Annotated in this window: 26 protein-coding genes; 17 read left to right on the plus strand and 9 right to left on the minus strand. The window is 30.7% G+C overall.

The genetic code is table 11. The features are described from left to right. Nucleotides 1–304 precede the first annotated feature (304 nt). Both AC5EAH_RS02125 and AC5EAH_RS02130 read left to right on the plus strand, forming a co-directional pair. Complete coding sequence (locus AC5EAH_RS02125) at nt 305–1,936, plus strand: Na/Pi cotransporter family protein (protein WP_493493100.1); 1,632 nt, start codon at nt 305–307, stop codon at nt 1,934–1,936. A gap of 52 nt (nt 1,937–1,988) precedes the next feature. Beyond that, nucleotides 1,989–2,801, plus strand: a complete 813-nt coding sequence (locus tag AC5EAH_RS02130; protein WP_493493101.1) for a hypothetical protein — start codon at nt 1,989–1,991, stop codon at nt 2,799–2,801. A gap of 156 nt (nt 2,802–2,957) precedes the next feature. On the opposite strand, the gene AC5EAH_RS02135 is transcribed toward AC5EAH_RS02130, so the two are convergent. The 7 genes from AC5EAH_RS02135 to AC5EAH_RS02165 all read right to left on the minus strand — a co-directional run bounded on the left by AC5EAH_RS02135 (nt 2,958) and on the right by AC5EAH_RS02165 (nt 8,008). Next, on the minus strand, nt 2,958–3,323 hold the full coding sequence (locus AC5EAH_RS02135; RefSeq protein ID WP_493493102.1) for a PH domain-containing protein: 366 nt from the start codon (nt 3,321–3,323) through the stop codon (nt 2,958–2,960). A 127-nt stretch (nt 3,324–3,450) separates the two neighbouring features. After that, complete coding sequence (locus AC5EAH_RS02140; protein WP_493493103.1) at nt 3,451–4,140, minus strand: TMEM164 family acyltransferase; 690 nt, start codon at nt 4,138–4,140, stop codon at nt 3,451–3,453. A gap of 9 nt (nt 4,141–4,149) precedes the next feature. After that, nucleotides 4,150–4,338, minus strand: a complete 189-nt coding sequence (locus tag AC5EAH_RS02145; RefSeq protein WP_493493104.1) for a hypothetical protein — start codon at nt 4,336–4,338, stop codon at nt 4,150–4,152. Then, the gene (locus AC5EAH_RS02150; protein ID WP_493493105.1) at nt 4,335–4,982 is read right to left on the minus strand and encodes a CPBP family intramembrane glutamic endopeptidase; all 648 of its coding nucleotides are present in this window, start codon (nt 4,980–4,982) and stop codon (nt 4,335–4,337) included. Before AC5EAH_RS02150 ends, AC5EAH_RS02145 begins: the two co-directional genes overlap by 4 nt. 99 nt (nt 4,983–5,081) lie before the next feature. Beyond that, nucleotides 5,082–5,777 (minus strand): LutC/YkgG family protein, encoded by a 696-nt coding sequence (locus AC5EAH_RS02155; protein ID WP_493493106.1) that lies wholly within the window; start codon nt 5,775–5,777, stop codon nt 5,082–5,084. 4 nt (nt 5,778–5,781) lie between these two features. Further along, a complete protein-coding gene (locus AC5EAH_RS02160; RefSeq protein WP_493493107.1) occupies nt 5,782–7,251 on the minus strand; it encodes a LutB/LldF family L-lactate oxidation iron-sulfur protein in 1,470 nt (489 codons plus the stop codon). A 1-nt stretch (nt 7,252) separates the two neighbouring features. Further along, a complete protein-coding gene (locus AC5EAH_RS02165; RefSeq protein ID WP_493493108.1) occupies nt 7,253–8,008 on the minus strand; it encodes a (Fe-S)-binding protein in 756 nt (251 codons plus the stop codon). Between the two features lie 255 nt (nt 8,009–8,263). Between AC5EAH_RS02165 and AC5EAH_RS02170 the strand changes: the two genes are divergently transcribed. The 11 genes from AC5EAH_RS02170 (at nt 8,264) to AC5EAH_RS02220 (ending at nt 18,989) form a co-directional block, all read left to right on the plus strand. Next, nucleotides 8,264–8,764: a GNAT family N-acetyltransferase gene (locus AC5EAH_RS02170; RefSeq protein ID WP_493493109.1), complete on the plus strand. Its 501-nt coding sequence runs from the start codon at nt 8,264–8,266 to the stop codon at nt 8,762–8,764. A 161-nt stretch (nt 8,765–8,925) separates the two neighbouring features. After that, nucleotides 8,926–9,630 carry a response regulator YycF gene (gene yycF, locus AC5EAH_RS02175; RefSeq protein WP_493493110.1) on the plus strand — a complete coding sequence of 235 codons (705 nt, stop codon included), beginning with the start codon at nt 8,926–8,928 and terminating at the stop codon, nt 9,628–9,630. Between the two features lie 9 nt (nt 9,631–9,639). Further along, a complete protein-coding gene (locus tag AC5EAH_RS02180; RefSeq protein ID WP_493493111.1) occupies nt 9,640–11,487 on the plus strand; it encodes an ATP-binding protein in 1,848 nt (615 codons plus the stop codon). Then, the gene (gene yycH, locus AC5EAH_RS02185; protein ID WP_493493112.1) at nt 11,487–12,821 is read left to right on the plus strand and encodes a two-component system activity regulator YycH; all 1,335 of its coding nucleotides are present in this window, start codon (nt 11,487–11,489) and stop codon (nt 12,819–12,821) included. Before AC5EAH_RS02180 ends, yycH begins: the two co-directional genes overlap by 1 nt. 12 nt (nt 12,822–12,833) lie before the next feature. Then, a complete protein-coding gene (yycI, locus tag AC5EAH_RS02190) occupies nt 12,834–13,682 on the plus strand; it encodes a two-component system regulatory protein YycI (RefSeq protein WP_493493113.1) in 849 nt (282 codons plus the stop codon). Nucleotides 13,683–13,800: 118 nt separating this feature from the next. Continuing rightward, nucleotides 13,801–14,676: an ABC transporter ATP-binding protein gene (locus tag AC5EAH_RS02195; protein ID WP_493493114.1), complete on the plus strand. Its 876-nt coding sequence runs from the start codon at nt 13,801–13,803 to the stop codon at nt 14,674–14,676. Further along, nucleotides 14,669–15,385 carry an ABC transporter permease gene (locus AC5EAH_RS02200; protein WP_493493115.1) on the plus strand — a complete coding sequence of 239 codons (717 nt, stop codon included), beginning with the start codon at nt 14,669–14,671 and terminating at the stop codon, nt 15,383–15,385. The genes AC5EAH_RS02195 and AC5EAH_RS02200 overlap by 8 nt, the downstream gene beginning before the upstream one ends. A gap of 11 nt (nt 15,386–15,396) precedes the next feature. Then, nucleotides 15,397–16,473 (plus strand): sensor histidine kinase, encoded by a 1,077-nt coding sequence (locus tag AC5EAH_RS02205; RefSeq protein ID WP_493493116.1) that lies wholly within the window; start codon nt 15,397–15,399, stop codon nt 16,471–16,473. Between the two features lies 1 nt (nt 16,474). Continuing rightward, nucleotides 16,475–17,077, plus strand: coding sequence for a response regulator (locus AC5EAH_RS02210; RefSeq protein WP_493493117.1), 603 nt, complete (start codon nt 16,475–16,477; stop codon nt 17,075–17,077). A 69-nt stretch (nt 17,078–17,146) separates the two neighbouring features. Further along, a complete protein-coding gene (locus tag AC5EAH_RS02215; RefSeq protein WP_493493118.1) occupies nt 17,147–18,286 on the plus strand; it encodes an ABC transporter substrate-binding protein in 1,140 nt (379 codons plus the stop codon). Nucleotides 18,287–18,470: 184 nt separating this feature from the next. After that, nucleotides 18,471–18,989 carry a hypothetical protein gene (locus tag AC5EAH_RS02220; protein WP_493493119.1) on the plus strand — a complete coding sequence of 173 codons (519 nt, stop codon included), beginning with the start codon at nt 18,471–18,473 and terminating at the stop codon, nt 18,987–18,989. Nucleotides 18,990–19,031: 42 nt separating this feature from the next. Here AC5EAH_RS02220 and merB read toward each other — a convergent pair whose 3' ends face one another. Further along, nucleotides 19,032–19,643 (minus strand): organomercurial lyase, encoded by a 612-nt coding sequence (gene merB, locus AC5EAH_RS02225; RefSeq protein ID WP_493493120.1) that lies wholly within the window; start codon nt 19,641–19,643, stop codon nt 19,032–19,034. 106 nt (nt 19,644–19,749) lie between these two features. After that, nucleotides 19,750–20,598, minus strand: a complete 849-nt coding sequence (gene ispE / locus AC5EAH_RS02230) for a 4-(cytidine 5'-diphospho)-2-C-methyl-D-erythritol kinase (protein ID WP_493493121.1) — start codon at nt 20,596–20,598, stop codon at nt 19,750–19,752. A 146-nt stretch (nt 20,599–20,744) separates the two neighbouring features. Here ispE and AC5EAH_RS02235 point away from each other — a divergent pair, with 146 nt between their 5' ends. The 4 genes from AC5EAH_RS02235 to purR are packed head-to-tail and all read left to right on the plus strand — an operon-like array spanning nt 20,745 to nt 23,687. Beyond that, nucleotides 20,745–21,392, plus strand: a complete 648-nt coding sequence (locus AC5EAH_RS02235) for a CpXC domain-containing protein (protein ID WP_493493122.1) — start codon at nt 20,745–20,747, stop codon at nt 21,390–21,392. After that, complete coding sequence (locus AC5EAH_RS02240) at nt 21,385–21,924, plus strand: GrpB family protein (protein ID WP_493493123.1); 540 nt, start codon at nt 21,385–21,387, stop codon at nt 21,922–21,924. Before AC5EAH_RS02235 ends, AC5EAH_RS02240 begins: the two co-directional genes overlap by 8 nt. A gap of 4 nt (nt 21,925–21,928) precedes the next feature. Continuing rightward, the gene (gene murB, locus AC5EAH_RS02245; RefSeq protein ID WP_493493124.1) at nt 21,929–22,864 is read left to right on the plus strand and encodes a UDP-N-acetylmuramate dehydrogenase; all 936 of its coding nucleotides are present in this window, start codon (nt 21,929–21,931) and stop codon (nt 22,862–22,864) included. Next, on the plus strand, nt 22,845–23,687 hold the full coding sequence (gene purR / locus AC5EAH_RS02250; RefSeq protein WP_493493125.1) for a pur operon repressor: 843 nt from the start codon (nt 22,845–22,847) through the stop codon (nt 23,685–23,687). The genes murB and purR overlap by 20 nt, the downstream gene beginning before the upstream one ends. The last annotated feature ends 3 nt before the right edge of the window (nt 23,688–23,690 follow it).

Below are 23,690 nucleotides of genomic sequence, written 5' to 3' on the forward strand. Positions count from 1 at the left end.
GATGTCTCATCATATTATCAATCTATTCAAAATTTAATCTTTGTCAGAGCAAATGACAAAAATCTAAACTCAGTTTTCGATAGCTTTAGAGTTATGTTATCTTGAATAATTTCAAAATGTATTATATGTAAGAGAAGTTATAGTAAATAATCAGATACCGAGTCTTAATATTAGATTTGGTATCTTTTAATGTAAGTTGTGTTAACTTTATCAAATTTATTTTGAATTCACTTGAAAATGTGGTCTATATTGCATACAATGAGAGTAGGTAGTAATATCTAATTAAGGTTTGGAGGACAAAGAAGTGTCAGTTAATTGGCAAGAAATTATTTTCACCTTTCTGGGTGGATTAGGGATGTTTTTATTTAGTATTAAATTTATGGGAGACGGGCTACAACAAATTGCTGGTGATAAATTAAGATACTATATTGATAAATATACGAGTAATCCATTTCTAGGTGTTTTAGTGGGGATTGGATTTACAGCTTTAATTCAATCGAGTACGGGTGTGACAGTTATTACAGTTGGTTTAGTGAGTGCAGGTTTACTAACATTAAGACAAGCTATTGGTATTGTAATGGGTGCCAATATTGGAACAACTGTAACGTCATTTTTAATTGGATTTAAATTAGGTGACTATGCATTGCCAATTATTTTTGTTGGGGCAATGTGTTTATTCTTTACAAAGAAACGTTCAATTAATAATATAGGTCGTATTTTATTTGGGGTAGGTGGTATTTTCTTTGCTTTGAAATTAATGAGTCAAGGGATGGCGCCATTACAACAAGTACCTGCATTTAAAGAAACGATGTTATCATTAAGTGCTAATCCGATTTATGGTGTAGCGGCTGGTGCGATTTTAACGGTTATTATTCAATCATCTGCTGCAACAATTGGTATTTTACAGAGCTTATATGCGAGTGGATTAATGGACTTACATGCAGCTTTACCTGTATTGTTTGGTGATAATATCGGAACAACTTTAACTGCTGTTATTGCGGCATTAAGTGCTAATATTTCTGCTAAGCGTGTAGCTGCATCTCACGTGATGTTTAATGTTTTAGGAACAATCATTTGTTTAATTTTATTGTCACCTTTTACGAGTTTAATTCAATGGTTCCAAATGCAATTAAGCTTATCACCAGAAATGACGATTGCTTTTGCGCATGGGACATTTAATATTACGAATACAATTGTTCAATTTCCATTTATTGGTTTCTTAGCTTATATTGTAACGAAAGTTGTACCTGGTGAAGATGAAATTATTAAATATGGAACAGTTTATTTAGATAAAGAAATGATTAAACAATCATCATCTATTGCGGTAGGTCAAGCTAAAAAAGAATTGCTGCATATGGGTGGCTATGCTTTAGAAGCACTTGAAATTTCTTATCGTTATATGACTGAACGTAAAATTAAAATTGCAGAAAAAGGTAGAAAATTTGAAAATGCAGTGAATCATTTAGATGAAGAATTGACAGAGTACTTAATTGATTTATCACGTGAATCATTAAGCCAAAAAGAAAGTGAAATTTTAACAAACTTACTTGATAGTTCTCGTGATGTTGAACGAATTGGTGATCATGCTGAAGATTTATTAAATTTAATTGATTATCAAATAGAAAAAAATATGATCTTCTCATCAACTGCATTGAAAGAATTAAATGAAATGTATGAATTAACAACAGATATGTTAAAACGTTCATTAGTTGCAGTAGAAAATAATGATGTTGCATTAGCCAATGAATTGATGACACAGCACCACCAAATTAGAAAATTAGAACGTACATTACGAAAAACGCATATTAAACGTTTAAACAATGGTGAATGTACAGCACAAGCAGGTGTCAATTTTGTAGATATGATAGGTCACTATACAAGAATTGCCGATCATGCTCAAAATCTAATCGAAAAAGTGATTGTTAATCAAATATAGCTATAGTTAAAGTGAGGAAGAAATTCCTCACTTTTATTAAAGGAGTAGAATAATGAAAAAAATTATTAGTATAGTACTTGTTGTAGCAATGGTGCTAGGTATGGGCTATTATTTTATGATTGTAAAACCTTATAATGAAGCGGCTAAAAATTTTAATGAAATGATGATACCTATTAAAGAAAAAAATAAAAAATTAGACGAATTAATTAAACAAGCCGAGATGACTTTAGCAAATAAAGAACAGGTGTTAGATAATCAAGTCAAAATTGAATTAGAACAATCATTAAAAAAAGCTAAAGTAGTTTATGTTCATGTACCTGAATTACCTAAAAGTACTGAAAAAATAGAAAAATTAATTAAAGAATTATCTCATCCTATTGATTATTCTGAAGTGCAAACAACTTTAGAAACTGCAATGAATAATTATCAAACTAGTATGAAACAATATAAACAAGTGATAAATCCAAATCAGTCTTTTATTATCGATAGATTAAAATTAGTTAATACGATTACTGAATGGCAATCTGTGACAGAAGATAATGATCCAAATGGTGGATTGAATAAATCGGGTGGTTATACATCAACAACATATTTTATTAGTAGCCAAGTTACAGAACCAATAAGTGGTCGAGATATTATAGATAAAGGAACTGATGCAGGTGGTGCGATAGAAGTCTATAAAACAGAACAGGAAGCTCGGAAACGTGAAGCTTATTTATCAAATTTTGATGGTGTAGGTGTATTAAATTCAGGTTCACATAAAGTTGTAGGTACTATCATTATACGTACATCACGTTATTTGACGGCAAGTCAACAAACAACATTAACACAACAAATAGAAACAGAATTAATAAAACTGAAGTAATATAATAAAATGGTTAGTATTAAGCATAGTTTTATTTATCTTTGGTAATTTTCATGAAAAATATTATCTTGAAATGTTGTTAGGTTAAATTAATAGAATATAAAAAAGCCCTTAACATTGTGGAATAAAGTTGCAATGTTAAGGGTTTTGTTTATTTTACAACACACACTCTGCAAGTAAGCGATTAAAAGCGTGTACGTCGATGCCTTTTTTTAGATTGATTTTGATGTGGCCTGCACGTGTCCATAATTCAACTTCTGAATTGAAGTCGAGTAGGCGACCGGCATTTTCTGTTGACCACATATTAATGGCGTTATAAGGTAAGCTATAAATTTCTTTTTTGCGTCCTGTGATACCTTGTGCATCACGAATAATTAAGCGTTTGTTAGTGAATGTAGCACTATCTCTTAATGTGGCATAAGATGCTTTAGCAACCTCACCATCAATTAAAATATCGTGGATATCATCAGGTGTGGGGCATTCACGTATAAATGTCCATGATAATAAATTAAGTTCGTTCATTGTTAAGTTCCTCCTATTGTTCTGTTGAGTTATAGTAGTACATGTATGTTATTGTTTAAAAGTATATGTAATAGTAGATAAAAAATCAACTACTGTATATATTTAAATATGTACAAAAATTTGAACATTATTTCATCTTTTTTTGATAAATCATAAACAACCAACCAAAGAAATAAGTAATACTGTTGAATGCGATTAGTAATAATATTTGTTTAACAATAAGTGGTTCGGGATTAGGAATAATAGGTACTTCCATGAAGAAACCGTAATTAGCATTTATCATAAAATTAATAATAATGAGACCGATGTTTATTGCTAAAATAATAAAATGATTACGTAATAAATCATGCTTTGTAAATAGGGGACGTTGAGTAAGTATTAGCCACCAAACATACCATCCTAAAAAAGCATGACCGATAACATAAGTGAATTGTGTAATATGTGGAAATAAAAATGGATCGGGTACGAACATAGTAATGGAAATGATACTACCAAACAATCCGATTTGTGTAGCTACTTGAGCTAACAAAGGTTGACGAGTGAAGTAATAAATTGTTAACAATAAAATAGCAATACGACAATGATATAAAGGTAAACCTTCCGTGAGTAAACGATAACCTGACAAAAGGTACCAACCATATAGTAATAATTGATGAATAATTAATACACTAATAAATAATTTTTCTAGATAAGGTTGATAGGCATATTTTTTTACTAAAATAAAACCTAATAAGAAAATAATAAAAATCAATAGATGCACACCTGGACTGAGAATATTTGAGGTTGTATCAGGTATCGTTCTAAAAATATTTGGCATATGACCTCCTTATTTATGGCGTTTGATATTTAAGTAATAAATTAGGTAACTAACTGTAATGATTAAGTATAAACCGCCGATAGTACGTAATAATGTTTGACTTAAATGATTAGTTAAGTCGGCAATGACTAAGATGGCTGCTAATAGTAAATAAATAATAATAACAATAAAATAGATTTTTTGTTCTAATGTTTTCATGAACCAAAATAAATCATGACAATTGCTGAAACACCGTTATTGATGACATGTAATATCAAACTACCTATCATGCGTCCTTTCGTTAAAAAGTAAGCACTAGTTAAACCGACAGTCAAAGGTAGATAAATGAATAAAGCTTTAATGTCATTACCAGCATGTGCACCTGCAAAAAGTAACATTGATATAATAGTGGCTACTGGAACTGGCATGATATGACCTAATTTATTAATCAAAATATGACGAAAAATCAGTTCTTCAACAAAAGGTATAGTTATGGCAACAGTTAAAATTAATAAAACCATGGGCATATATTGTACAATTGCTTCTAGAGTTGCTTGATTGTCAGTTTGTTTAACTCCTAAAAGTGTTGAAATAATACCCATTAATAAGCAAGCAGTTAACCACATACTAACAATGAAAAATAAAGGTAATTTCCAATTAGTTTTGAATTGTTGAAATAAGGGGATTAAGTCGTTACGATACATAAAATAACCTAATATAGCACATAGTAAAGCACTAAATGCCATTGCATAACTTACATAGTTAAGTTTTTGTGGATACATCAATAAGACAATTAAAGGTACTAATTGTGTTAATGCTAAGTAAAGAATAATAAAGCTAAAATGTTTAAAAAATTTTTTCATAATGCCTCCTAATTAAAATATATCTTTAGTATACATGAAAGTGTGCCGATTTTTAAGAAAATTCCACATATTCATCAATTTTGAATATGTGGAAATTATTTATTGATCTTCAATTAAAATATATGTAGAAGCAATTGGACCGTGCACACCAACTAGCAAGTTCATTTCAATATCTGCTGAATTAGAAGGGCCTGAAATGAAATCAATACAACTTGGTGTTGTACCTGTTTGACGTTGCATTTCTGTAATTTTGTTAGCAACTTGTGTAAAACGTGGGACCAATTGTGATTTTTTTATAATTGCTACGTGTTTTTCTGGAAGGTAAGCGACTGAACGACCACGTTGACTATCAGCTAAAATTGTTAATGTACCTGATTCAGCCATACAGTAATCACAAAATGTTAAGCCGACTGTTGCATTTGTACCAAAAGCAATATTTTCTTCAAAATTATCTGACCAACCTTTAATTGTGACAGTAGGGTCAGCTGCTTTGTGTGCAAGATCTAATAATTCTTGATTGTTCCACGTGAAAACAGAAGTTGTTTTGTATTCTTTGAAAGTATCTGCCAAAGTTGCAACAAGTTGTTCACTTGTTGTCTTTTTGAATTTTGTATGGATGACTTGACATTGTTCTTCTAGCATGATTGCCAAATCATCTTGAGTTAAACCTTGATACATTTCGTGTTGGGGTGAATATTTATAGTTTTTGACAGGCGGTTGTGTTGGAATTGGACGACCTAAAGCTTCTGACACATTATTTAAAAATTCTTGTTCATTTTGAATTAAATTTGTCATATCATTACTCCTTTTCTACGAGTTCTTTATCACGTTCTTTTTGACGTTTTTTAAACCAACTTCTAAATGAAGTATATTCAGGTTTAGCTAAGTCACGATCAGCTTCTGTCCAAGCTTTTACTGGACCTAAACCACTTTTAACAAATTTATCTGGATGATGTTCGGCATTACGGCTAATCATATTCATACCGATACCTGCCATTTTTCCTGTCATATCCCATAATTTATTGTTGTTAAACATGAAGTTAACACCACCCATAGATGCTTTTTCAAGGAATGGTGCACCACCATATTGTTCCACAATGACTTGGCGATGTTTATGAATCATTTCGTATAATGGAATTTTAACAGGACAAGCTTCACTACATGCACCACAAAGTGTTGAGGCGTAAGGTAACTCTTTAAAGTCTTCGTAACCACCTAATAATGGCGTTAAAACAGCACCTACTGGTCCTGGATAAATAGCACCATAAGCATGACCACCAATATTACGGTAAACAGGACATACATTAATACATGCAGCACAACGAATACATTGTAAAATCGGTCTAAAATCAGGCTGTGCTAAAATTTTCGAACGACCACTATCAACAATAACAACGTGGAATTCTTCTGGACCATCAATTTCACCTTCACGGCGTGGTCCAGTAAATGTATTAATATATGAAGTTAATTTTTGCCCAACAGCTGAACGTGTTAACATAGATACCAATACTTCTACTTCATCATATGATGGCACAATACGTTCCATACCCATCACGACAATTTGCGTTTTAGGTAAGTTAGCGGTCATATTAGCATTACCCTCATTAGTTACAACACAAACACCACCTGTTTCTGCAATGGCAAAGTTACAACCTGTGATACCTACTTCAGCATCGATAAATTTTTGACGTAACACGCGACGTGCAAAACCACCCAGATGTTCAGGTACTTCATCACCATCATAACCTAATTTATTATTAAATGTATCTCGAATTTGATAACGATTTAAATGTAATGCAGGTGCAACAATATGTGAAGGTGGATTGTAATCATCTACTTGTAAAATCCATTCACCTAAATCCGACTCAGTAACTTCCACACCAATGTCTTCTAACACATGGTTCATGCTAATTTCTTCAGTTACCATTGATTTTGATTTAATTACACGTTTAGCATTTTTACTTTGAACGACGTTTTTAATATAGTCAGCAGCATCTTCTTTAGATTTAGAGAAATAAACATGACCACCTAGTTTAGCAACATTTTGTGCGAATTGGTTTAAATAGTAATCTAAGTTTTCTAAAACGTGTTGACGAATTTCTTCGGCATGATTACGCCATGTTTCCCAATTACCTAATTGTTCCATGGCTAAATATTTTTTACCACGTAATAAATCTTGAGCATTAACCATTGATTGACGCATTTGTGTGTCTTTTAAGCCTTTTTCTTCACGTTCTTTAAAGGATGCATTACCTATTTTTAATGACATATTAAACACCTACCTTTTGTTGTTTTTTTGCAAGCAGCGCATCACGCAATAAGACCATTAAATGAACAGGTTGAATTTGTGAACCTAGACGATTTAATTTTCCAGAAATATTTAATAAACATGCCATATCATTACCTACAAGGTATTCGGCATCAGTTTTCATAATATCGTGTGCTTTTTCATCGACCATGGCACCTGAGATATGAGGCATTTTAATTGAGAATGTCCCACCAAAACCACAACAATTATATGGGTATTTTAACGGTGTATATTCAATACCTTCGATATTTGTTAGTACAAATGTAGGTTCTTCAGCAACACCTAGTAATCGTGTCATATGACATGATTTATGTAGTGTTACTTTGTGTGGGAAGTAACCTTCAAATTGTTTAACACCTAATACATTAATAATAAAGTCTGTTACTTCATAAGCACGATTTGCTAAATTAACTGCACGAGGATACCATTCAGGATCATCTTTCAAAATGTGTGGGTATTCTTTTAACATATAAATACATGAACCTGAAGGTGATACGACATAACTATCGCCTTCAAAAGCTTCGATCATATGCTTCATTAATGCTTTTGTATCTTCTACATAACCTGAATTATACGTAGGTTGTCCGCAACAACTTTGTTGTTCTGGAAATGATACATCACATCCATAATGTTCAAGCACTTCAACAGTTGCTTGACCTACAGATGCGTACATAACATCAGTAATACAAGTAATAAATAATTGTACTTTTGTTTTCATGGCAATTCCTCCTTAAATTTTAATTTCATCAATAAAATTAGTCTTTTCTTATTATAATGCTTTATAAGATGATTTGAAAGATTAAACCCACTATTTTTGTTCACAAATTCGACAAATTTATGGACAATGTTAATGATAATCATTATCATCTGGAATATATTAAGATAACAGTTGTTACAATACTTGAAACGCTTACAAAAAATGTGTTAAAATGATAATGGAAAAATCAAAAATTGTATGATGCGGGGGATAATAATGAAAAAAGTTAGAAAAGCCACATTTAATGATATCCAGCAAATTGCAACGATACAAGTCGTAACTTGGCAACAAAGTTATCAAAATATACTAGAACCTGAATATTTATCAACAATGACGATAGCATCGCAACAAGAAATGTGGGCATATATTTTTACTTCTACATGTCATCATATTTTTGTTTGCGAAGAAGATGGACAAATTCTAGGATTTTTAATGATAGGTCAAGAAAGAAATCAAAATATTGATATTGATTTAGAAATTTATGCACTGTATGTTTTACCACAATATCAACAACAAGGTGTAGGAACCTTACTATTTAAACAGGCCATTGTTTATTTACAATCGCAACAAGCTAAATCAGTGATTATTTGGATATTATCAGAAAATCCATCCATTGATTTTTTCCGACATCAAGCTCAAATAGAACGTCAAGAGCGTATACAATTAGGACAACAATCATATATTGAATTAGGTTTTGTTTATAGAATAGCTTCATAAAAAGGCTTATCCTCTACAATAGTTAACAGATGTAAAACTATTGTAGAGGATAATTTATGGATATGAGTAGGGACATATTATCAAAGATGTTCTATGAATAGACTGTTATTAGGGCGTGTGTTAAAATGTAGTTATAAATATGCTTGAAAGGAGTTAAAAGTATGAGTCATAAAAAAATATTAGTAGTGGATGATGAAAAACCGATTGCAGATATTTTGCAATTTAATTTAGAGAATGAAGGTTTTGAAGTGCGTTGTGCTTACGATGGGGTAGAAGCAATTGAAAAAGTTAATGAGGCTAAACCAGATTTAATATTATTAGATGTGATGTTACCTAAAAAAGATGGTATGGAAGTATGTCGTGAGTTACGTAGAACATATAATATGCCAATTATTATGTTAACAGCAAAAGATTCAGAAATTGATAAAGTTTTAGGGTTAGAACTAGGTGCAGATGATTATGTTACAAAACCATTTAGTACGAGAGAATTAATTGCACGTGTTAAAGCTAATTTACGTCGACATTATAATGATAATAATGAAGCATCAAAAGAAGAAACAAATGAAATAAAAATTGGAGATATTACAATCTATCCTGATAAGTATATGTTGAGAAAAAAAGGAGAAGAATTAGAATTAACACATCGTGAATTTGAATTATTTTACTTTTTAGCACAACACCGTGGGCAAGTGCAAACACGAGAAGATTTATTACAAACAGTATGGGGTTATGATTACTTTGGTGATGTGCGTACAGTTGATGTAACAGTTCGACGTTTACGTGAAAAAGTAGAGGATGATCCATCCCAACCTTTCTATATTATGACCCGTCGTGGTGTAGGTTATTTTGTAACTGATCAAGATTAGGATAAGCTAATGTGGAGAAATGGGTTTAAAAAATTAAAATCAATTCAATTTCGTTTTATTATTATTTATTTACTAGTGATTATTATTGGTATGCAAATTATTGGTATTTATTTTAATAATCAATTGAATGAACGTAATCAAGAGCAATTTAAAATTACTGTACAGAATCAAGAACGCTTATTGGCTACGTTAGTGCGAGAAGAAATGTTGAAAGATAGAAATGTATCAACGCAACAAAAAAATGTTAATCAGATTTTAAATAACTTTTCAACAAACGGTACAAATATTTTATCTATTAACATTATCGGTGTTGATCGCTTAGTCATTGCTTCTAAAAATAATACAATTGATTATAATACAGGTACGTTAAATTTAACGAATGATGATAATATTAAACAAGTATTAGCGACAAGTGAAAATATAGATAAGGTGACAATAGATCATCAAACTAATAAAAGTATTTATACACGTATGTCAGCTATTAAAGATGATAAAGGTAAAATTTTAGGTGTTATCTATATCACTGCAAATATTCAGGAAGTATATGATAATATAGATGCGATTAATAATATTTTTATTATCGGTACATTTATAGCGATTATTGCGACGACAATTATTGGTTTCTTTTTAGCAAGAACAATTACACAACCGATTAAAGAAATTCAAACACAAGCTAAAGCCATGGTGTCGGGTGATTTTTCTAAACGTGTGATTGTTAAAGATGCAGATGATGAATTAGGACAATTGAGTACAACATTTAATTTATTATCAGAGCGTGTACAAGAAGCACAGAGCAATATTGAAGAAGAAAGACGAAAATTGGCAGCCATTATCACAACAATGGGTGATGGGATTATTGCTTGTGATACAGAAGGACGTATTAGTTTGATTAATGCTAGTGCAAGAGAGTTACTTAATCTAGGTGAACGTCCAGTTATCGGTACTTCTGCTTTATTATTAGTTGGACAAGCTGCTAATAAAAAAATTGATGATATTATTTCACAAGATGAGCCGATTATTTTACAACAAGAACATGATGACTTGATTTTACGTGTAGAATTTAGTTCGATTTTAGATGATAATGATCTAGTTACTGGTTATATAGTTGTATTATATGATATTACTGAACAAGAGAAAATTGATTTAGAACGTCGAGAATTTGTATCTAGTGTGTCACATGAATTACGTACACCGTTAACAACAATGCGTGGTTATATTGAGGCATTAGTAGGTGGTGCTTGGCAGCAACCGGATATTGCACCTAAATTTTTAGAAATTACTTATACTGAAACAGAACGTATGATACGTTTAGTTGAAGAATTATTACAATTATCAAAAATGGATAGAAATATGGAACATTTTGAAAAAGAGTTTGTAGATATTAATCAATTAATTCATCGTGTCATCGATCGTTTTGAAATGTCAACAGATAATGACAAAATTTTCCATCGTCATATTTTAAATGAACCTGTTTTTGTAGAAGGTGATCCAGATAAATTGATTCAAGTATTTGATAATATTTTAACGAATGCGATAAAATATTCACCAAATGGTAAACATATTACGATACGTACACGTACGAACTTCCAACATGATCGTGTATCAATTAGTGTGAAAGATGAAGGAATCGGTATACCAAAAGCTAATCTTGAAAAAATCTTTACGCGTTTTTACCGTGTGGATAAGGCACGTACGAGAAGCATGGGTGGAACTGGTTTAGGACTAGCGATTTCGAAAGATATTGTTGATGCACACAAAGGTAGAATTTGGGCGCAAAGTCGTGAAAATTTCGGAACAACACTTTTTGTAATGTTGCCTTGTGAGAAAAATATTATAGATGAGGAAGAGTGGCTATAATGTTATCAAAATTAACAATAAAACAATTATCTATACTATTAGTCATTTTAGTTGTATTGAGTGAAGTATTTAGTTATGTCTTGTTAAAAGGGAGTCGTTTTATGATGACGATGGATAATCGTACGAATGAAACGACTGTTAAAGTTGCACAAACAGAAGATTATCAAAAAGTTATTCGACCAACTACTTTTTTATGTTATCAGTACCAATCTACTAGTGGCACAACGAATATCGATGATGTAGCAAGTGTGAGTAAAAAACTTGAAGGCTTAGTGATATCTGATGTACAAGATGTAACGGATAAAATAAATGTTAATGATATTTATAATGAGAGTGAAGTATTTGAATATCAATTTCCTGGCGCGATTAGTCATTATATTTTGGCTGATATTTATCATATGACATTTAGAAATGTTTCAGATGAAATTAATTTTGATACTATTTTAGTGGTCAATAATAATACAACGCAGTCTATGTATTTTTATCATAAAATTACTAATCAATTGTATCAAGTCATGAGTGAGGCCACACCTGATATTGATCAACAATTAAGAAAAATGACGTCATTACTTAATTTATCATCTTATACAGCATTATATTTAGAGAATCGTATGTTCGCATTACCGAGTAATGTAGATGTTATTAAACCTTTAAAAATAGCGACGCAAGATTTTAATTTGAATCATTTAAAATCTCAAGTATTTTTTAAAGCACATACTATTAATCAGCAACAAAATTCTGATATTGTAGAGTATAATAATGGTGCGGCGTTGATTCGTTTAGATAATAAAAATAATACGATGAGTTATATTAATCCATCGATTAATAGATTAAGTGAGGCGACGCCAGATGATTTAATTAGTAATAGTTTGAATTTTCTAGTTCAACACCAAGGACATACATTAAACTATTTATATTCCGGGATGATAGTTGATAAATCTTTGATAGAGTATCGTTATTTTTATAATAATATTCCAGTCTTTGGTAGTGAAGGGAATATTAGTAAAATTACGATGGTAGTTGGTGAAAACCAAGATATGTACAGTTATAATCGTAGTAATTTCATTTTAGATGTATTATATGATGAATCTAACAGTAAGTATCATTTGTTAACGCCAGATGAAGTCATTAATTATATACAAGCACAAGGTATTGATGGAACTCAAGTTTATAAAATAGCATTAGGTTATGAATTACAACATGTTGATACAAATAAGGCGGTATATGATTTAATACCTACTTGGTATTATTATTATCAAAACCAATGGGTAAAAATAGAAGATACAACACTTTCGTTAATAGATGATAATAATGAAATAATTAATCAAGAATAGGAGGAAGTGACGATGAATTGGCGTAGAGCATTATCTATTTTTATTGTTATCTTTTTAATATTAGATTGCCTTCTATTAGGATTAATTATTAAAAATATTTATCATGCAAATCATTTAAAAGAACAAAATGTAGATAGTTTAGAACAACGTTTAATTAATCAAAATATTAAATATAGTTCGTCTAATATAGATATTAATAATTTTTCGTATATTACCGCACAACCGACGACATTTACAATAGCTATTTTAAATAATAAGATTGGTCCGGGAGATAGTTATACGATAAGTGAAGATAACAAACTCTTAGAAGTGATGATTGGACAGACAATTAATTATACTAATGAGAAGACAACACGTTTAGCATTAGATGAATATATTTCACGCTATGTCGTGAATGGTGAAACATATCAGTTTTTTAAACGTGAAGGTAATAAAATCATTTATGAACAGTTACTTAATCAATCACCTGTCTTTAATAATGATTATGGCCAATTAATTTTTCATATAGAATATAATAAAATTGTTCGTTATACGCAAAGTATGCTTGGTGAAGTGACAACTAAAAAATTAGAACATCCGATTGTCGTACCTGAAAAAGCCATTAATATTTTATGGAATGCAAATTTACTGCCGGAGTATAGTAATGTGCGAACAGAATTAGGTTATTTTACTTCTATACCGAATCGAGATACACAAATTTTAAGCCCGAGTTGGCGTGTTGAAGTGGTGAGTAAAAAAGGGCAAGTAGCCTATTATTATATTGATGGTATTCGTGGTAAATTGTTAAATATTCAAGCGATTGAGCGTGATGATACGAGTACACTGAATGAAGTGACAACAACCATAGATAGTTTTGAATAAGTCTAGACAGATGTCTAGGCTTTTTTATTATGACTTTTGTCATATTGAGTCGTGACAAAGTCATCTAGGCTAGCTCAAACGAATTTGAGATAATAAAACTATCTTAAGGAGGGCTATTATGATTCGTATTCAACAAGTTAGTAAAAGTATTGATAAAAAGAAAGTATTAGAGGATATATCATTTGAAGTAAAACGTGGACAATGTGTGGCGTTAATAGGAGAAAATGGTGCAGGTAAAACAACTTTAATGAATTGTTTGTTGGGCGCTTCAGTAGATAATGGTCATATTTTAATAAATAATACTGTACCACAGTCGGCACAATTAAAATGTCAACTAGGTGTCTTAATGCAGGATAATATTTTAACTGATAAGTTAACAGTACAAGAATTAATTCATTTTTATCGTACGCTTTATCCAAAACCATTGTCAGAAGATAGTATAAAACAATTATTAAAATTTACTTCTCAACAGTTAAAACAATTTGTGGCGCATCTGTCGGGTGGGCAAAAAAGATTATTGTCATTTGTTTTAACATTAATAGGTCACCCTAAAATTTTGTTGTTAGATGAACCAACGGCAGCAATGGATACTAATACACGTCTACATTTTTGGCAAATTATTGAAGCGTTAAAAAAACAAGGTGTTACAATTTTATATACTTCACATTATATAGAAGAAATTGAACATACAGCAGATTATGTAGTGGTATTAAATAAAGGTAAATTAGTACATCATGATACGGTATATCATTTGCGTCAAGCAAATATTATGAAATTAATAACGGTACCTATCAGATTTAAGGAAGTAGTAATGAATTATAATAAAGCAACACATATTGAGGTGCATAGTGATCATATTAGTTTTATGACCGAGCGTGTTGGAGAGATTTATCAGCAGTTAACTGAAGCGGGCTGCACAATAGAAGATATGGAAATTAGTCGTCAAACATTATTGAATACATTATTTAATATAAAGGAGTCAGCACATGAATAATATAAAAGCTTTAATGAGAGTAGAATGGTTGCTAAGTAAACGTAATAAAATGAGTATTATTTTAGGGATTGGGATGCCATTAGGATTTTTCATTTTCTTTACTAATATATGGCAATTTGATCAACAGTCACTAATTAGAACATTGATTTCAATGGCTGCTTTTTCTAGTATGAGTTTTGCAATTTTTACATTTCCAGCTTCATTATTAGAAGATAAACAAACACAATGGACAAAACGTTTAATGAATACACCCGTAACATTAGTACAATATTATATTGTGCGAGTGCTACGTTTAATATTAAATTTCTTCGTGGCGATTGACATAGTATTAGTTGTAGGTCGATGGTTGAAAGATATTCATTTAAGTGGTCAACAATGGTTGATGATAGTTATTTTATTATTATTTGGTAGTATTTGTATGATTGGTATAGGTATTGTATTAACTTTAATTTCATCAAATGAAACATTAGCCATCGTGAGTAATATATCTTATATGTTATTAGGTATTGTAGGCGGTCTATGGTTTCCACTAGAGATTTTTCCTAAATGGTTACAAGCAATTGGTCATTGGACGCCATCTTATCATGTTGTTAATCTAGTAACGCATTATTTAATGAATCAAACTATTAATTTGTTATCAATCGTTATATTATTAGGTTATAGTGTTTTAAGTATCATTATCACTTACGCTATTAAAAAAATTAAATAAGGGGAAGTTATATGTTTAAACATTGGAATAAGATGTATTATATTACTTTAGTATTTACATTATTACCTATATTAACGACATATCAACAATCGAATTATGTATGGATTGTGATAGGTACAATTTTATTTGTAATAGCGTATTTAACAGTACTGAATGTATCAAATAAATGGCTGAGTTATTTTTCATGGTTGATGATGGGCGCTTATATTATTTGGTGTAGTTATACTGGCTTGAATATGTCAATGTTTCTAATGTTTCAAATAAATGTTTTAACTTTTCATTTTTCTAAGCATACTTATCGTTCTATCTATTGGATAATATTTTATTTAGAGATTGTCGTGTTATATATCGTGTTAATTTATTTACAGTTAACATTACTCGAGATATTACAAGTGACAATTATTTGTATGTTTATCTTTTTAAGTCATGTGATTTTAAAAAGTAATATGCAACGTACACAATTAGAAAAAACATTAAGAGAACGTAATCAATCATTAAATTTACTATTAGCAGATCATGAACGTCAGCGTATTAGTCAAGATTTACATGATACATTAGGGCATGTTTTTGTTACATTAACTATTAAGAGTGAGCTAGTTGCCACTTATTTACAAACAGAAAAATATGAACTTGCTTTGAAAGAAGTGAATGATTTACGTCATATTACACAAACATCTATGAAAGAGGTACGTGAAATTATTCATAATATGAAACAACTAACTTTATCAGATGAATTACAAATTATTCAAGAAATGCTAACATTAGTCAATATTCAATTGACGATTAAAAATCAATATGACATTAATAAATTATCTATGGCAGAACAAGCAAGTTTATCAATGATTTTAAGAGAATTAGTTAATAATTTATTAAAGCACAGTGGCGCGAGTGTGTGCCACATAAGTTTATTAGAAAAAAATAAACAAGTTGTGATGTTATTTGAAGATAATGGTTGTGGATTTAATCAAGTGAGAGGCAATGAATTACATAGTATACGTGATAGATTAGCTAAACATCAAGGACAAATGACTATTGTCTCACTTGCGAAACCAACTCAAATTGAAATAGTAATGCCAGTGGAGGGATAAGATGAATTTAATCATTATAGAAGATCAACAGATGTTAAGGGATGCCTTATCGCAATTATTACAATTACAAAATGATGTAGAAAAAGTTTATCAGAGTGCTGATGGTAAACAAGCAATTAGTGATCTACAAAAATATGATGTGGACATTGCTTTAGTTGATATTGAGATGCCTTATTTGAGTGGTTTAGATGTTTTAGAATGGGTTAAACAAAATAAGCCACATATTAAAGTTGTTATTATGACAACTTTCAAACGACCAGGTTATTTTGAACGTGCGATTAATGCAGATGTCGATGCGTATGTCTTAAAAGAACGTAGTATTACAGAATTAATGACAACTTTACATCGTGTACTTGCAGGTCAAAAAGAATATTCACCTGAATTAGTAGTGTCTATGATGAATCAGAATAATCCTTTAACGAAGCAAGAACAAATTATTTTAGGTTATATTGAACAGGGCTTAACTAATCAAGAAATTGCCCAAGAAATGTTTTTATCTCACGGCACTATTCGTAATTATACTTCTATTATTTTGAATAAATTGAACGCTGATAATCGTTTGACAGCAGTGAATTATGCACGAAAACAAGGTTGGTTAAGATAGAGAAAGTATCCCATTTGTTTATATACTGTGATAAAATAAATAAAAATAGTCGAAGAGGAGTATATAAAAATGAAGAAGTTAATATATTCATGTGGCTTAGTGAGTTGTTTATTGATGGGGTGTCAGTCAATGTCTAAAGTTGAACCTGTCTCATCATCAGTACAACAACCAACTGCCTACATAGAATTTGATCAGCACTATAACATGATTTTAGCAGATGGTTCTGTCAAACCTGTTAACGAGCATATTAGAATGGCTAAATTGCCTAATAAAGTCATTGTGTTAGATATGGCAACACTAGATTCATTATATGCAGTGAATATTTATCAACAAATTGTTGGTATACGTGCTGATGAAACTAAGTTAAAGCAACTACCAGAAAGTTTGCGTCGAGAATTTTCTAAGTCACAATATATTTCAGTAGGTAATCATGAACAAATTAATTTTAAGATGATTAATAAATTAGCACCTGAAGTTATTTTTATTGGTAATAATGAGTGCAATGAAGCAACTATTCAACAGTTAAAACAAGCCGCACCGCAAGCTAAAATCATTTATACGGGTATTGATAATAAAAATTATTTAACGTCTTTACGTCAACAAAGTCAGTTGTTGGGTGATATTTTTAATAAGGCATCTTTGTACGAAACATATTTTAAAAATATTGACTTAGATGTTGCTTATATTCGTGATTTTGATAAAAAAGATATTAAACTAGCTGTGATAAATATACAAGGCTATAATATTCATTTAACGACAGAATATAATGACTTATTAAAGCAATTAGGATTGGGAGATAATATTTATAGCACAGATTTAAAAATAGAACCAGTGAGTGATGTACAAACAGAGGAAGTAGCTAATCAAAAAATCATGATAGCTAGAGAAAGTGCCACTGAAGATGAACAAGTAGTAGCAAATAGACAACAACAAATAGATAAAGAAAAACAAATTATCTTGAATTTTGATAAAAATATTGCGATGTATCAACCGACCAGTGTTATTATTGTTGATGATGCCGTTGAAGAACATGAATCTAATATAACAACAATATTAAGTGCACAATATATGCAAGATTTATCGGCAATTAAAAATAATCACTATCGTATTACAGAAGCAAGTGAATGGCATACAGTAAATGGAGGAATTTATAGTTTATATATACAAGTAGAAGATGTTGTAAAATTACTTCAAAAGATATCTAAATAACTTGTAAGCAACTAGCAATCTTATTTATCTGTATTAATCATATATAGTGCTTACATTTGATAACTATATGTTATTTTACTACAAAAAGATATTTATTATTGACAAAATTTAAAGATTGGGTTTATAATTAAAATATCTTAAGGAAATCTTAAGAATTATAAAAAGAGAAAGTTGGTATTATATTATGAAAAAAATTGCAACAGTAGGTTTAGCATCATTATTATCATTAGGCGCAGTAACAACTTATGTACACGCTGCAGATGAGCAAGTGCAAGGTAATGACATCAGCATTCAAGCGTTATTTAATCAAGCAGATAAAGAAGATGCAGCTAGAGAAGAAGCAGCAAAAGCGGCAGCAGCAAAAGCAGCAGAAGAAAAAGCAGCAACTGAAAAATTCTTAAACCAAAACCAAATCGTTGAAAACGGTGGTACTTATGTAGAAGAATCAGCACAAGCTGACAAAAACCCAAATGAATTCAAATTCCAAGGATTTGATCAAAACCACGAAGGTGAGCAAGCTTACACACCTAAAGCTGAATCAAAAGAAGAAGCTAAATCAGAAGCAAAAGCTGAAATGAAAGCAGAAGCTAAATCATCAGCAAAAGCAGCAGCAACAACTAAAGCAGCTGCAGTATCATCAAAAGCAGCGCCAGCAAAAGCTGTAGCTAAAAAAGCTTTACCAAAAACAAGTGCTGTAAAATAATTATTTTAAAAATCGCCTAACTCAATTGAGTTAGACGATTTTTTATTTTGTATAAAATAATTTTTTGGCAATTTGGTGTGCTTGCTCTAATGACAGTTGATAGTAAGTTTGACTAGAGCAACCATATTGTTTTATCCATTGTTGGAGTGCTTGTTCATTAATGAAAAAATGCATTTGATTACAACAAGTGTTAGCCCAATCAGAAATATCTGATAGGTCTGTATGTAATACACAAATATGAGGTGTGTTATTTGAGGTACTGATTTTATCAGTAGTTACATTAATTTGAATGGGTGTTTTAGTTAGTTCACATTGTGTTTCAATAATTAAATTTTGATGGTATGTAAAATTTATGCCGATGGCATCTATTGCACACATAGCAAAAAAAGGTGTCGGATGTTGTTCTAGATGTACTTGTTTATTTGTCTTAGACATAGAAAATGGATAAAGATTAATAATATGATTGTTATCATCTAATGTGAAAATATGTTTGTGGAGTAAAGTGTGATATTTTTGATCATACTTTAAAGGTGATGGATAGATAGCAACTAATTGTTCGATTAACGTTTTTCTTAATTGTTGTTCTTCAATAGTTAATCTTGTATTAATATTTTCAATTGTTTGATAAGCTTGTTGAAAATCAGTAGATAACATGATAGACCCTCCTATAAAACGTAATGATTATTATTTATAACAATAAAATAACATGATTAGAAGTGTTTGTAAATAGAAAAAAAGATCTCCAAAATATGGAAATCTTTTATTTTAATAATCTAACAGCATATACTTCTTGGCAGCAACCACGTAACGCATTATAAATTCTTCTGACTTGATTTTCATGATGAACTAAAGCAAAAACTGTTGGACCACTACCACTCATTAATACAGCATCGGCACCTGCTTTTGTCATAATTTGTTTTAATTGAGTAACTTGTGGATATTTCGTCAATGTGACACTTTCTAAACTATTACCTAATGATTGGCATAGTAATTTATAATCCTTGTTTGCAATAGCAGTTAAGGCTTGAGATGTATTAGGGTGAGATGCTTGTTGACAGTTTAAAGCACCATATATTTCGGCAGTCGATACACTAATATTTGGTTTGGCTAGGATGCACCAAGCATTAGGTAAAGCACTTAGAAATTTTAATTTTTCACCACGTCCTTGACATAAAGCTGTTTTATTATAAATACAATAGGGAATATCGCTCCCTAATTGACTAGCTAGTTCTGCAAGTTGATCTAATGTTAGATTTAATTGCCATAATCTGTTTAAACCACGAAATGCTGCAGCACAATCAGCACTACCACCTGCTAAACCAGCGGCCACAGGTATTTTTTTTTGTAAATTAATTTTAACACCTTGTTTGATATTAAATGTTTGTTTTAATAATTCAGCAGCTTGATAGACGAGATTACGTCGATCAGATGGAATGTAGGCTGAGTCACAATGTAATTCTATTTTATCTTGTGCTAATGGTTCAAAAGATAATCTATCAATTAAATCTACACTCGTCATAATCATTTCAACTTCATGAAACCCATCTTCTCGTCGATATAAAGTATCTAAAGTTAAATTTATTTTTGCAGGTGCTTGTTCATAAATCACTGAAAAACCTCCATTTTATTTATTGTTATTATTATAACGATTTCTACACAGTTGTTCAATCAATTAGTGATTAACGAACGTTCGCTATTGTATCGGCTCACTTCTATGATATAATTAACATATATTACGAAAGAGAGGGTATAATGATGTCGTATCGACAAGAACGAGTGACTTGTTCATCATGTAAAAATTCTCAAACAATTACGATTTATCCTCATATTGATGTTGAAGCAATGCCACATTTAAAACAACAAGTATTAAACCGTACATTATTTTCTCCAAGTTGCATCTTTTGTCATCAACCATTAGAGATAATATATCCTTGTATTTATCATGACCAACAAGAAAAATTGTTAGTTTATTTGGCACCATTTTATCAACCTGGCGATGAAAAAACATTAAAGTATGATTTGTTTGAAGATATAGAAGAAAGTGTCACATATCATTTGAGAGTAGTTACTGATTTTGTGAGTTTATCAGAATGTTTACAATTATTTTATCATCGTTTAGATGATCGTGTTTATCACATTGCGAAAGAAGTCATTGCTGCAGAAATTCAATCTCAAATTGCGCCACATCTTGTGACAAGTGGTCGAATTGAACTTAATCAAGACAATCAATTATGTTTTTGTTATCAGGATGATCAGCAACAACACTATGATATTGCGATTGATCATGACATTGTCAAAATCATTGAAGAAACTTACGCCGATAGATGGTTAGAGAGTCATGATTTTGAGTTAATTGATTTTGTGTGGGCGAGACAAATGATTGAGGTATTTGAAAATGAATAATTTATTAATTTCAGCAATCAAATATGAAACACATGACACGGAACAATGCTATCAAGATTTTTTGCACCAATGCCAATTGTTAAAAAATATTCCTGACATGCCAATTTGTTCCATGCATCATATTGGGAGTACCGCACATGAGATATTACAAGGTCGCCCGATAGTTGATATTCTTATCGGTTTAAAAACTTTACATGATGTGACTAATTTAGATGAAAAACGCATGAATTATCATAATTATTATCGAATTCATAGACATTTAGTTAAAAAATTACTCTACGCTAAGTTTGCTGAATGGCATCAATTAACGCAGTCACATCAATTGCATATTGTCGAACAAGATAGCGAACTTTATTATCAACATTTACAATTTCATCATTTAATCATTCATGATGAAAATTATCGTGAAATGTATCATAATTATAAACAACAATTGATTATTGAACATGGTAAAGAAATTAAATTATATAATGCTAAAAAACAACAATTCATTCAACAATTATTACAGAAAGCAAATCAGGAGAAAGGATGATGTTATGAATAGAGAACAATTTAAAATATTTGCTGCACAACTCATCGATACAGCTATTTATTTTGATGAGCCTTTAAGAAAATATTCTTTTACTAAAACGGGTGGTAATGCAGATGTTTATATGGTACCTAAACAGTCACAAGATGTAATTAGTATTGTTAAATATTGTGATGAACAACAAATTCCACTAACAGTTTTAGGAAATGGTTCTAATATTTTAATTAGTGAACGTGGTATTCGTGGTGTTGTATTGAGTTTATTAGGTTTACAAAATATACACCAACAAGGTCATCAAATTATCGCTGATAGTGGTGCTGCAATTATTGATGTATCTGAGTTTGCTTGTCAAAAAGGATTGACTGGCTTAGAGTTCGCTTGTGGTATTCCAGGTTCTATAGGTGGTGCCATTTATATGAATGCAGGTGCTTATGGTGGTGAAGTTAAAGATATTTGTACAGCCGTGACAGTAGTACAAAGAAATGGTCAAATTGTGACATATCATAGTGATGATTTAGCTTTTAGTTATCGTCATAGTAAAATTCAAGATGAGCAATCAATTGTGTTACAAGTAACATTTGATTTGAAGCCAGGTGATATTACAAATATTAAAGCGATTATGGCTGATTTAACTGAAAAACGTCAAAGTAAACAACCTTTAGAATATCCTTCTTGTGGTTCTGTTTTTAAACGTCCAACGGGTTATTTTGCAGGTGCTTTAATTCAACAAGCTAATTTACAAGGCTATCGTATAGGTGGTGTTAAAGTATCAACGAAACATGCAGGTTTTATGGTTAATGTAGATCATGGAACGTGTGATGATTATATTCAATTGATTAATCATGTACAAAAAGTCGTGCAGTCACAATTTGGTGTGTTATTAGAACCGGAGGTACGTATTATTGGAGAAGAAGGAGAAGTTTATGACAAAATTGAAACGTAGTGAACGAATTGTTGTAATGACACATTATTTATTGCAACACCCTAATCAATTAATTTCTTTATCTTATTTTGTAGAGAGATTCTCTCAAGCAAAATCTTCTATTAGTGAAGATATTCAAATTATTAAAGATAGTTTTGAATTGGCGCATATTGGTGATGTTAGAACGATTGCAGGTGCTGCGGGTGGTGTGATTTTTAGCCCTAAATTATATTTACATGAAGCTCAAAATATAGTGAACAATGTTTGTGATTTATTGCGCCAAAAAAATAGATTATTGCCAGGTGGTTATCTATTTATGTCTGATATTATGGGTAATCCAATGATTATTTCACAAATTGGTAAATTAATTGCAACGCTTTATCAAAATAAAGATATTGATGTCATTGTCACTGTTGCAACTAAAGGTATTTCTTTAGCTCATGCAGTAGCCGCAGTATTAAATGTACCTGTTGTTGTCATTCGTCGTGATAGTAAAGTGACAGAAGGTACGACGATATCAATTAATTATGTGTCTGGCTCAACACGTAAAATTGAAACGATGGTTTTATCGAAACGTACATTAAAAGAAGGGGCGAACGTCTTACTTGTAGATGATTTTATGAAGGCAGGTGGCTCTATTTCTGGTATGATGTCATTAATGGATGAATTTAATGCTTGTGTTAAAGGGATTGCTGTATTAGTAGAAGAAAAAGATGTTGCACATAAATTAATTAAAGATTATACCTCAGTAGTTAGATTATCTAAAATTGATGAATTTACAGGTGATTTCACAGTAGAAGAAGGTAATAGTTTACAATTATTAACAGAAATAGAAGGAGTGTAAAAG

Source organism: Staphylococcus sp. B1(2026) (assembly GCF_058895785.1).

What these genes read in the sequence shown, in the direction of transcription:
- AC5EAH_RS02130 (WP_493493101.1), top strand. Translation starts at nt 1,989, where the DNA reads ATGAAAAAAATTATTAGTATAGTACTTGTTGTAGCAATGGTGCTAGGT.
- AC5EAH_RS02135 (WP_493493102.1), bottom strand. Translation starts at nt 3,323, where the DNA reads ATGAACGAACTTAATTTATTATCATGGACATTTATACGTGAATGCCCC.
- AC5EAH_RS02140 (WP_493493103.1), bottom strand. Translation starts at nt 4,140, where the DNA reads ATGCCAAATATTTTTAGAACGATACCTGATACAACCTCAAATATTCTC.
- AC5EAH_RS02145 (WP_493493104.1), bottom strand. Translation starts at nt 4,338, where the DNA reads ATGAAAACATTAGAACAAAAAATCTATTTTATTGTTATTATTATTTAT.
- AC5EAH_RS02150 (WP_493493105.1), bottom strand. Translation starts at nt 4,982, where the DNA reads ATGAAAAAATTTTTTAAACATTTTAGCTTTATTATTCTTTACTTAGCA.
- AC5EAH_RS02155 (WP_493493106.1), bottom strand. Translation starts at nt 5,777, where the DNA reads ATGACAAATTTAATTCAAAATGAACAAGAATTTTTAAATAATGTGTCA.
- AC5EAH_RS02160 (WP_493493107.1), bottom strand. Translation starts at nt 7,251, where the DNA reads ATGTCATTAAAAATAGGTAATGCATCCTTTAAAGAACGTGAAGAAAAA.
- AC5EAH_RS02165 (WP_493493108.1), bottom strand. Translation starts at nt 8,008, where the DNA reads ATGAAAACAAAAGTACAATTATTTATTACTTGTATTACTGATGTTATG.
- AC5EAH_RS02170 (WP_493493109.1), top strand. Translation starts at nt 8,264, where the DNA reads ATGAAAAAAGTTAGAAAAGCCACATTTAATGATATCCAGCAAATTGCA.
- yycF (WP_493493110.1), top strand. Translation starts at nt 8,926, where the DNA reads ATGAGTCATAAAAAAATATTAGTAGTGGATGATGAAAAACCGATTGCA.
- AC5EAH_RS02180 (WP_493493111.1), top strand. Translation starts at nt 9,640, where the DNA reads ATGTGGAGAAATGGGTTTAAAAAATTAAAATCAATTCAATTTCGTTTT.
- yycH (WP_493493112.1), top strand. Translation starts at nt 11,487, where the DNA reads ATGTTATCAAAATTAACAATAAAACAATTATCTATACTATTAGTCATT.
- yycI (WP_493493113.1), top strand. Translation starts at nt 12,834, where the DNA reads ATGAATTGGCGTAGAGCATTATCTATTTTTATTGTTATCTTTTTAATA.
- AC5EAH_RS02195 (WP_493493114.1), top strand. Translation starts at nt 13,801, where the DNA reads ATGATTCGTATTCAACAAGTTAGTAAAAGTATTGATAAAAAGAAAGTA.
- AC5EAH_RS02200 (WP_493493115.1), top strand. Translation starts at nt 14,669, where the DNA reads ATGAATAATATAAAAGCTTTAATGAGAGTAGAATGGTTGCTAAGTAAA.
- AC5EAH_RS02205 (WP_493493116.1), top strand. Translation starts at nt 15,397, where the DNA reads ATGTTTAAACATTGGAATAAGATGTATTATATTACTTTAGTATTTACA.
- AC5EAH_RS02210 (WP_493493117.1), top strand. Translation starts at nt 16,475, where the DNA reads ATGAATTTAATCATTATAGAAGATCAACAGATGTTAAGGGATGCCTTA.
- AC5EAH_RS02215 (WP_493493118.1), top strand. Translation starts at nt 17,147, where the DNA reads ATGAAGAAGTTAATATATTCATGTGGCTTAGTGAGTTGTTTATTGATG.
- AC5EAH_RS02220 (WP_493493119.1), top strand. Translation starts at nt 18,471, where the DNA reads ATGAAAAAAATTGCAACAGTAGGTTTAGCATCATTATTATCATTAGGC.
- merB (WP_493493120.1), bottom strand. Translation starts at nt 19,643, where the DNA reads ATGTTATCTACTGATTTTCAACAAGCTTATCAAACAATTGAAAATATT.
- AC5EAH_RS02235 (WP_493493122.1), top strand. Translation starts at nt 20,745, where the DNA reads ATGTCGTATCGACAAGAACGAGTGACTTGTTCATCATGTAAAAATTCT.
- AC5EAH_RS02240 (WP_493493123.1), top strand. Translation starts at nt 21,385, where the DNA reads ATGAATAATTTATTAATTTCAGCAATCAAATATGAAACACATGACACG.
- murB (WP_493493124.1), top strand. Translation starts at nt 21,929, where the DNA reads ATGAATAGAGAACAATTTAAAATATTTGCTGCACAACTCATCGATACA.
- purR (WP_493493125.1), top strand. Translation starts at nt 22,845, where the DNA reads ATGACAAAATTGAAACGTAGTGAACGAATTGTTGTAATGACACATTAT.